Raw genomic sequence first — 407 nt, forward strand, 5'->3', positions numbered from 1 at the left:
TGCTGGTGGTGATGCTGCTGGTTTCGATCTTGGCAACGGCGGCCTTTACGGTCTATCGGGAATCGGTCCGCTCGGCCAACCTGCGTGCGGCTCATGCAGCGCTGCTGGAAAATGCGCGCTTTATGGAGCAGTTCTATACGAAAAAGGGCAGCTTTAAGCTGACGTCGACGAAGTGGCCGGAACTGCCGGTGAAGGAGGCGGGCGGTTTCTGTATCAGGATGAGCGGTCAGGCTAAGGGCATCCTGGAGGGTAAGTTTACCTTGAAGGCGGTGGCGCTGGACAGGGAGGCGGAGCCGAGGGTGCTGCGCTTGAACGAGTCGCTGACGGCGGTGGTGTGCGGGAAGATGAAGGGGAAGGGCAGCTGTACGGACGGTGAGGAGATATTTAGGGGCAATGATGCGGAGTGT

1 protein-coding gene is annotated in these 407 nt (G+C 59.5%); it reads left to right on the forward strand.

Features of this window, described 5'->3' with window-relative positions:
- Positions 1–2: 2 nt before the first annotated feature.
- The coding region (locus tag HMPREF2952_RS01955) for a type IV pilin protein (protein ID WP_249967809.1) at positions 3–407 on the forward strand (405 nt) is incomplete at its 3' end.

The sequence above is a fragment of the Neisseria sp. HMSC068C12 genome, from assembly GCF_001814095.1.
Classification (GTDB): Bacteria; Pseudomonadota; Gammaproteobacteria; order Burkholderiales; family Neisseriaceae; genus Neisseria; species Neisseria perflava.